Genomic DNA, 8,675 nt, shown 5'->3' on the forward strand with positions numbered 1-8,675 from the left:
GCGGCAAACGCGCCCTCAGGGCGTTGCCAGGGCCGTCGCGCGTGCGGCGAGAAAGGCCCGTTCGGCCGCGTTGTCCGTCAGGGCGACAGCCATCCGGTACGCCTCGACGGCCTCCCCGCCCCGGCCGAGCCGAGCCAGCAGGTCGGCGCGGACCACGTGGTAGACGTGGTAGCCGACCAGGTCGAGGCGGTCCACCTCGATCAGCGCGACCGCCGGTCCGGCCACCTCGGCGAACGCGACGGCCCGGTTCAGCGCCACCACCGGGCTGGGGGCGACGACCGTCAGCTGGTCGTACAGCGCAAGGATCTGCGCCCAGTCCGTGTCGGCGGCGCGCCGCGCGGCGCTGTGCACGGCGGCGATCGCGGCCTGGATCTGGTACGGGCCCGGCCGGTCGCGGCGCAGGCAGCGGCGCACCAGCGCCTGCCCCTCGGTGATCAGGTCGGCGTCCCACCGGGCCCGGTCCTGGCTCGGCAGCGCCACCAGCTGACCCTCGGCGTTGGTCCGCGCGTCGCGGCGGGACTCGGTGAGCAGCATCAACGCGAGCAGACCGAGCGCCTCCGGCTCGTCCGGCATCAGCTCGACCAGCAGCCGGGTCAACCGGATCGCCTCGGCGCACAGTTCGGCGCGGACCAGGTGCGGGCCGGCGCTGGCCGTGTACCCCTCGTTGAAGATCAGGTAAAGCACCGCGAGAACCGCGTGCAGCCGGTCGGGCAGGTCAGCGTCGCGGGGCACCCGGTACGGGATCCCGGCGTTGCGGATCTTCGACTTGGCGCGGACCAGCCGCTGCGCCATGGTCGGCTCCGGCACCAGGAAGGCTCGGGCGATCTCGGCGGTGCTCAGGCCACCAAGCAGCCGCAGGGTGAGGGCGACCCGGGTGCTCGGGGCGAGCGCCGGATGGCAACAGGTGAAGATCAGCCGTAGCCGGTCGTCGTGCACCGGTCCCTCCTCGACGGGACTGTCGGCGGCGAACAACAGGGCCGCCTGGGCGTGCCGGTCGACCCGGGACGCGTCGCGGCGCAGCCGGTCGATCGCCCGGTTCCGGGCCGTGGTGATGATCCAGCCGGCCGGACTGGGCGGCAGGCCGGTCGTCGGCCAGCGCGCCACCGCGACCACGAAAGCCTCCTGGACGGCCTCCTCGGCGAGGTCGATGTCGCCGAGGAGGCGGACCAGGACGGCGACCGCACGGCCGTACTCGGCGCGGAACACCGCCTCCACGTCGGGCACTGTCAGTCGCCGGCCCCGCCGTGGAAGGGGCGTACCTCGATCGGCAGGGTGGTGGCCAGCGCGTAGCGGCGACCCCAGTGCAGGGCGGCGTCCAGGTCCGGCACGTCGATGATGGTGATGCCGCCCAGGTACTCCTTGCCCTCCACGAACGGTCCGTCGGTGATGAGCACGTCGCCGTCGCGGGGCCGCAGCACAGTGGCGGTCTCCGGGCCGTGCAGGCCCTGCCCGAAGACCCACGAACCGGTGGACGCCAACTCGTCGCGCAGTTCGCCGAGCTGACGCATCACCCCGGCCAGGAACTCCGGCTCCGGCGGCAGCTCACCCTGCGGCTGGTGGATGCTGAGCAGGTAGCGCGCCATGGTTCCTCCTCACGGACGGTCGGCCCGTCGCCGACCTCTCATCCTCCACACGATCGGCCGCCGCCCGAATCGACAGGCCGGCAGAAAGTTTTCGCGGCCGACCCGGCCCCGGTGTTGGCCTGCCCTTTGCTCTGCACCCGCGGAGGCGACAGTGACTCGGCGACCGGCCCAGCCCTGTGGTCGGGTTGGCCTGCCCTTTGCTCTGCACCCGCGGAGGCGACGGCACCCAGGCCCGGGTGGTGCGTCGGCGGGTGCAGAGCAAAGGACGAAGGACGGGGGTGCGGTCCGTCAGTGCCGTGACCGGGGCCGGTAGCCATGCCTGCGACGGTTCTGGGTAGACCCCGGTGTGACCGACGGCTTGCGGGTGGTCGTGGTCGGCGCCGGCTTCTCCGGGCTCGCCGCCGCGCTGGCGCTCGCCCGTGCCGGCGCCCAGGTGCGATTGTTGGAGGCCCGCGACCGGGTGGGGGGTCGGGTGCTGACCCGGTGGCTGCCCGAGCCCACGCAACTCGACCTGGGCGCGCAGTGGATCGGTCCGACCCAGGACCGGATGTACGCGCTGGTCGCCGAGCACGGGCTGGCCACCTTCGCCTCGGCATCGACCGGCGCGCCCACAGTGCTCTGGGCCGGTGCGCGCCGGGCCGAGCCGCCGGCGCAGGTGGGCCGGGTGCTGGGGCTGCTCGACGAGTACGCCGCACGACTGGACCCGGCCGAACCCTGGGCGACGCCGGAGGCCGCACTGTGGGACCGGACGACCCTCGGCGGGTGGCTCGCCGCCACGGCCGGGGACGACGACACCGCCGACTACCTGGGGCGGGTGCTCGCCGGCGGGCTGCTCGCCACCGGCGCGGACGAGCTGTCCCTGTTGCACCTGCTGTTCTACCTGCGCAGTGCCGGCGGGACCGGACCGTTGCTGGGAATGGCAGGCGGGGCACAGCAGGACCGGATCGTGGGCGGGCCGCCGGCGCTGGCCGAACGGATGGCAACCGCTCTACCGCCGGGCGCGCTGACGCTGGCCGCGCCGGTGCGGGCCATCGAACAGACAGTCGACGGCGCGACGGCGTGGACCGACACCGGGCGCGTCGACGGCGACGCCGTGGTGGTCGCGCTGGCCCCGGCGCTGGCCGGCCGGATCCGGTACGACCCGCCGTTGCCCCCGCTGCGTGACGGGCTCACCCAGCGCATGCCGATGGGTTCGGCGCTGAAGGTGCACGCCGTCTACCCGGAGCCGTTCTGGCGTGCCGACGGGTGCTCCGGGGTGGCCACCACCAGCGCCGGTCCGCTCACCGAGACGGTCGACAACTCCACCCCGACCTCGCCGATCGGGGTGCTGACCGGGTTCAGCTACTCCACCGACGCCGCCACGCTGCGCGGCATGTCCCCCGCGGGGCGTCGGCGATGCCTGCTGGAAGCGTTCGCCAACGTGGTCGGGCCACGAGCGGAGGACCCGGTGGATCTCGTCGAGTACGACTGGTCCGCCGACGAGTGGACCAGGGGCTGCTTCTCCGGTGCGCTCACCCCGGGCACCTGGCGGACGTACGGCCCGCACCTGCGGACGCCGGTGGGGCGGGTGTACTGGGCGGGCACCGAGACGGCCACCCGCTGGAGTGGCTATCTGGAGGGCGCGGTGCGCGCCGGTGAACGGGCGGCGGCCGAGGTGCTGGCCGGCTGAGCGGCACGACCGCAGCCGGCCCGGTCTCGGCGGGACCGGGCCGGCCACGGCCCTGGGTGCCACCCGGCCGACCCGGTCACAGCGGACCGGGCCGGCGCGGGCGCCCCGGTCAGGGGTAGGTGGTCAGGTACACCGTCTGGTTGGCCGCGTTCGCGGTGCCACCGGCGTTGTTGATCACCCGATTGATGGTGCCGACGCCACCGAGCGAGACGGTCACCATGTTCGTGAAGCGCACGTTCGGGTTGGTGGGCACCTCGAAGGACCGTTCCTCGACCACCGCCGGGTTGACGTTGAAGTAGCTGTAGCTACCCAGCCCGTACGCCTGGTGACTGGTCACCGAATCGGCGACCTTGTACGCGGCGTAACCCCGGGTCGACCCGTTCATCCAGGCCGCCTGGTTCGGCACGTCGTAGGGCAGCTCGTTCTGGTAGAAGTACGTCCGCCCGCCGTTGCCGTTCCAGATGGTCTGGTACTTCTGGTAGTGCTCGACGAAGAGGCCGTACATGGTGACGTTGTCGCCGTTGACGGTGAGCCCGGTGTCGGCGGTGTTCAGCGTCCACCCGGTCGGTACGCCGCTGGCGGCGTGGTCGGCCCGCCACAACCACATGTGGTCGCCGATCACGTTGTCGCTGTTGACCGTCAACGTGTTGGTGGCCCTGCCGACGTGCGGCCCGCCGATGCGGAAGAACACGTCGTGCAGCGAGGTCGGGTTCGCGGCGTGGCTCGCGGACGAGCCGGACGGACCGACCTCCATCAGCACCGGCGAGTTCGTGGTGCCGGCCTCGAACATGATGCCGGCCACCTTCACGCCGTCCACATCGGCCACCCGCATGCCCACCGTGCCGTTGTCGGCCTGGATGGTGGCCAGGCCGAGGCCGAGGATCACCGTGTCGGCCCGGTTGACCTGGATCGGCTCGGTGATCCGGTGCACACCCGGGGTGAAGAGCAGGTGCTTGCCCTGGGCGAGTGCGGTGTTGATGGTGGCGGCGCTGGTGCCGGGCTGGACGACGAAGAACTGCGACAGCGACAGGGACGAGCCGGCCGGGGTCTTGTTGTACCAGCTGGTGCCGGTGGAGTTGGTGCGCAGCGCGGGCACGAAGACCCGGTACTCACCGCTTCCGGTCACGTACAGGAACGGCTTCTCCCGTACCTGCGGGGTCTGCGGGATCACCGTGTGCGACGGGTTGGGGAAGCTGGGCGCGGGAGCGCCGTTGACGCCCTGGAAGACCATGTTCCACACCGAACCGGTCCAGCCGTTGCCGAACTCGCTGTTGCGGGAGTACCACTGCTGCTGCGAGCCGGAGACGACGAGGCCGTCGATGCGGGTGTCGGCCAGCAGGCCGCCGCTGGACCAGCCGTCGCCGCCGTTCCAGAGTTGGATCTGGTTCTGCGCGCCGCGCAGGTGCATCCGTCGGTACGGCGCCGCCTGGGACACCGCCCAGCGCTCCACGGTCTGCCCGGCGGGCAGGGTGACCGACAGGTTCTCGGCGGCCCGCCAGAAGTTCTGGGTGGCGTTGCCGCCGAACCAGAACGCCTCGGTACGCACGTGGCCGTTGAGGTTGACGTCGTCGGGGCTCATGCCGAGGCCGGCGACCTGGGTGAAGAAGCCGAGATTGACGTCGGCGGTGTAGGTGCCGGGCTTGAACAGCACCGCGTAGCGCTGCGGGCCGAACTGGTTGGTCTCCTGCTGGGTGAAGAGGGTGTTCAGTCGACTCTGGATCGTCGACGTCGGGGTGCTCGGGTCGAAGACGAACGTGTTCGACCCGAGGTTCGGGTTGTACGGGTCGGTGGGCGTCACCGGGGGCTCGTTGGTGCCGCCGCTCTCGCCGTAGACCTGGAACTCCCAGAGCGAGTAGCCGTAGCCGGTACCGCGGGTGGTGCCGTACATGCGGACGTAGCGGCCGGCCCCGGAGACGGTGAGGTTCTGGGTGCCGCCGGTGCCGGTGGTGGTCGAGTAGATCGTGGTCCAGGTGGACCCGTTGTCGGAGGTCTGGATTTGGAAGGCCCGACCGTAGGCGCCCTCCCAGAGCAGGTTGACCTGGGTGATGGTGGCCCGGGCGCCCAGGTCGACCTGGAGCCACTGCGGGTCGCTGAACGCGCTGGACCAGCGGCTGCCGGTGTTGCCGTCGACAGCGGCGGCGGCGGGGGTTCCGCCGTTCTCGGTGGACGAGGCGGTGGCCGTACGGCCCTGGGACAGCAGGACGGGGGCGGCCTGCGCGGGTGCGGTGGCTCCGGTCGGCGTGAGCGCCGCGACCAGGGCCACGGTGAGCCCGACGAGCAGGTGGCGCACGACCCGGGGACGCGGGCGTACGGATGTAGCACGAGATGTCATGACATCGCCTGTCGATAGGGGGTTACGGGTTGCCGCACGGATGGGATCGGACTCGCCCGTGACGCCGTGGATGGTGCCGCCGACGCGGTGCCGCGGGGAGGAGAGCGCTCTCGTAGGAGTGTTGCGGCGAGATTGCGGCGGCGTCAAGACATCGATCTATAACTTCGTTATTTATCCCGAGGATTCTTTTTGGGTAATTTGCCGTCGGCCTGCGGAGTCGTGCTCCGTCAGCGTCGGACGCCACCCTCGGTGAGGAAGCGGGCGATCGGGAGGGTTGCCGCGCCCAACGCCACCGCGTCCACCCCGAGTCGGCACAGCTCGATCGACGCCTGCTCGTACGGCTGGCGCAGCGCCTGCCGACCGGCAGCCTCCCGCACCGCCGGCAGCAGGTCGCCGAGGGCCATCGCCGCCCAGCCGCCGAGCACCACGCGCTCCGGGTTGAACAGGTTGATCAGGTTCGCCACCCCGGCACCGAGGTAACCCGCGGTGTCCTCCAGGACCCGTCGGGCGGTGGCCGAGGTCTCGGCGCCGGCGACCAGCGCGGCGATCTGGGACTCCTCGTCCTCGCCCGGCACCTGTCGACCCCGGCGCGCCTCGCGGTAGCGGTCGATGATCGCCTCCGCCCCCACGTACGCCTCCAGGCAACCGCGCGCGCCGCACCGGCAGACCCGGCCGCCGTACACAAGGGTGGTGTGCCCCCACTCCCCCGCGCTGCTGGACGCGCCCCGGTAGGTGGCGCCGTTGGTCACCACCGACGCGCCGACACCGGAGCCGACCAGCGCGAAGACGGCGTGCCGGGCGCCCCGGCCGGCACCGAACCACATCTCGGCCTGGCCCAGGGTCTTCGCGCCGTTGTCGATGTGCAGCGGCAGGTCGGTGCCGGCCCCGATCAGACGCTCCAGCGGCACCCGGTCCCAGCCGAGGGCCTGGGCGTGCACGACGGCCTCGGCGCCCTGCTCGACCACGCCGGAGACGCCGATGCCGACGCCGAGCACGTCACCGGGGGTCACCCCGGCCTGGCCGGTGACCGCGTCGATGCCGGCCAGCACGTGCCCGGCCACCAGGTCGGGCTCGGTACGGGCCGGGTCGAGCGGGTACTCGATGCTGGCCAGCAGGGTCATCGCGAAGTCGAACAGCTCCACCCGGACCCGGGTCTCGCCGACGTCCACGCCGATCACGAAGGCGAAGCGGGGCGCGATCCTCAGCAACATGCTGGGCCGGCCGCCGTCGGACTCGGCGGCGCCGGCCTCGGCGACCAGCCCTTCGTCGATCATGTCGGCCACCACGTTGCTGACCGCGGGTTGGCTCAGCCCGGTGCTGCGCACCAGGTCCTGCCGGGTGAGCAGGCCGTCCAGGAAGAGCTTGGTCAGCAGGGCGGACCGGTTGCGCAACCGCACGCTGCGGTTGGTGGCACGCGCCAGCTCCACTCGTCACCTCGTTCCCGTCGGCCGTTCGAGGCGACTGTAACCGCCTCGTGCTTGACGACCCACCTGCCAGCAACTTTAATGACGACATAAATTAAGCCGTGATGTAACTCCCGGGAAACGCCGACGGACCCCGACGGCGCACCCCCGAACCCTGTCCGCAGCCGGCCCCCGTCACCCGACCCCTATCGGTGACGAAGGCCGGCGGACCCCCACCACGCACCGGAAGGGCTGACCCGTGTCGAGACGACACCTCGGGATATTCACCGCCGCCGTACTGGCGGCCGCATCGCTGACCGCCTGCGGAGGCTCCGGCGACGACTCCGCCGCATCACCCAAGACGCTCACCTACTGGGCCAGCAACCAGGGGGCCAGCCTGGAGGCCGACAAGACCATCCTCCAGCCGGAGTTGGACAAGTTCGAGAAGCAGACCGGGATCAAGGTCACCGTCGAGGTGGTCCCCTGGTCGGATCTGCTCAACCGCCTGCTGGCCGCCGCCGCCTCCGGCAAGGGCCCGGACGTGGTCAACATCGGCAACACCTGGTCGGCGTCGTTGCAGGCCACCGGCGCGCTGGTCGAGTTCGACGACGCCGCCCTGCAGGCCGTCGGCGGCAAGGACCGGATCGTGCCCGCCGCGCTCGCCGCCGCCGGCGCCCCGGGCAAGCCGCCGGCCGCCGTGCCGCTCTACAGCATGGCGTACAGCCTGTACTACAACAAGAAGTCGTTCGCCGACGCCGGCATCACCGCGCCGCCCACCACCTGGGAGCAGGTCGTCGAGTACGGCAAGAAGCTGAGCACCGGCGGCAAGTGGGGCCTGGCGATCGAGGGCGCCAACCCGTCGGAGAACGCCCACCACGCGTTCACCTTCAGCCAGCAGTACGGCGGCGAGTGGTTCGACTCGGCCGGCAAGCCGACCTTCGACACCCCGCAGAACGTGTCGGCGATCAAGCGGTACATCGACTTCATGGCCGCCGACAAGATCACCAACCCGAGCAACGCCGAGTACGCGCAGAACCAGTCGGTCTCCGACTTCGCCAACGGCAAGGCCGCCATGCTGCTGTGGCAGTCCGCCGGGTCGAACCTGAAGACGCAGAACATGCCCGCCGACGCGTACGGGGTGGCCCCGGTGCCGTTCCTGGCCAGCCCGCCGGCCGGCGGCAAGAAGGTCAACAGCATGGTCGCCGGGATCAACATGGCGGTCTTCAAGCACACCAAGAACAAGGACGGCGCGCTGAGCTTCGTCAAGTTCATGACCAGCGACGAGGAGCAGACGCTGCTCAACAAGACGTACGGCTCGCTGCCGGCGGTGAAGACCGCGGCCTCCGACCCGGCGTTCAGCGCGACGGAGCAGAAGACCATCCAGGAGACCCTGGTCACGACCGCGGCCCCGCTGCCGCAGGTGCCCGATGAGAGCACCTTCGAGACCCTGGTCGGCACCGCGATGAAGGAGTTGTTCGCCGACGCGGCCAGTGGCAAGCCGGTCACCGAGGCTTCGGTGAAGGCCAAGCTGACCGACGCGCAGCAGAAGATGCGCTGACCGAGGCGTGACCGGTGGCCGGGGGGGGGGGGGGGAAACCACCACCCCCACCCCCACCCAGAGGACCCGGAAGGCAACCCGCACCCCCCCCCCCCGCCCCGGCCCCCGCGCCAACCCGGCCGCGTCAACC

The 8,675-nt window shown here is 71.5% G+C and carries 6 protein-coding genes; 2 read left to right on the forward strand and 4 right to left on the reverse strand.

Annotated features, from left to right (window positions below; translation table 11 throughout):
* Nucleotides 1-15: 15 nt before the first annotated feature.
* Together ACLQ3F_RS07170 and ACLQ3F_RS07175 are read right to left on the reverse strand one after the other, a co-directional pair.
* Nucleotides 16-1,224 carry an RNA polymerase sigma factor gene (locus ACLQ3F_RS07170; protein WP_425847267.1) on the reverse strand — a complete coding sequence of 403 codons (1,209 nt, stop codon included), beginning with the start codon at nt 1,222-1,224 and terminating at the stop codon, nt 16-18.
* Nucleotides 1,225-1,226: 2 nt separating this feature from the next.
* A complete protein-coding gene (locus ACLQ3F_RS07175; protein ID WP_357200918.1) occupies nt 1,227-1,583 on the reverse strand; it encodes a YciI family protein in 357 nt (118 codons plus the stop codon).
* Nucleotides 1,584-1,929: 346 nt separating this feature from the next.
* Here ACLQ3F_RS07175 and ACLQ3F_RS07180 point away from each other — a divergent pair, with 346 nt between their 5' ends.
* On the forward strand, nt 1,930-3,252 hold the full coding sequence (locus ACLQ3F_RS07180) for a flavin monoamine oxidase family protein (RefSeq protein WP_425847269.1): 1,323 nt from the start codon (nt 1,930-1,932) through the stop codon (nt 3,250-3,252).
* Nucleotides 3,253-3,361: 109 nt separating this feature from the next.
* Here ACLQ3F_RS07180 and ACLQ3F_RS07185 read toward each other — a convergent pair whose 3' ends face one another.
* Both ACLQ3F_RS07185 and ACLQ3F_RS07190 read right to left on the reverse strand, forming a co-directional pair.
* A complete protein-coding gene (locus ACLQ3F_RS07185; RefSeq protein ID WP_425847271.1) occupies nt 3,362-5,584 on the reverse strand; it encodes a discoidin domain-containing protein in 2,223 nt (740 codons plus the stop codon).
* 227 nt (nt 5,585-5,811) lie between these two features.
* Nucleotides 5,812-7,011 (reverse strand): ROK family protein, encoded by a 1,200-nt coding sequence (locus tag ACLQ3F_RS07190; RefSeq protein WP_425847272.1) that lies wholly within the window; start codon nt 7,009-7,011, stop codon nt 5,812-5,814.
* A 235-nt stretch (nt 7,012-7,246) separates the two neighbouring features.
* On the opposite strand from ACLQ3F_RS07190, the gene ACLQ3F_RS07195 reads away from it, so the two are divergent.
* Entirely contained in the window at nt 7,247-8,545 is a 1,299-nt protein-coding gene (locus tag ACLQ3F_RS07195; protein ID WP_355007348.1) for an ABC transporter substrate-binding protein, read from the forward strand.
* The last annotated feature ends 130 nt before the right edge of the window (nt 8,546-8,675 follow it).

The sequence above is a fragment of the Micromonospora sp. DT15 genome (genome assembly GCF_049841475.1).
Lineage (GTDB): Bacteria > Actinomycetota > Actinomycetes > Mycobacteriales > Micromonosporaceae > Micromonospora.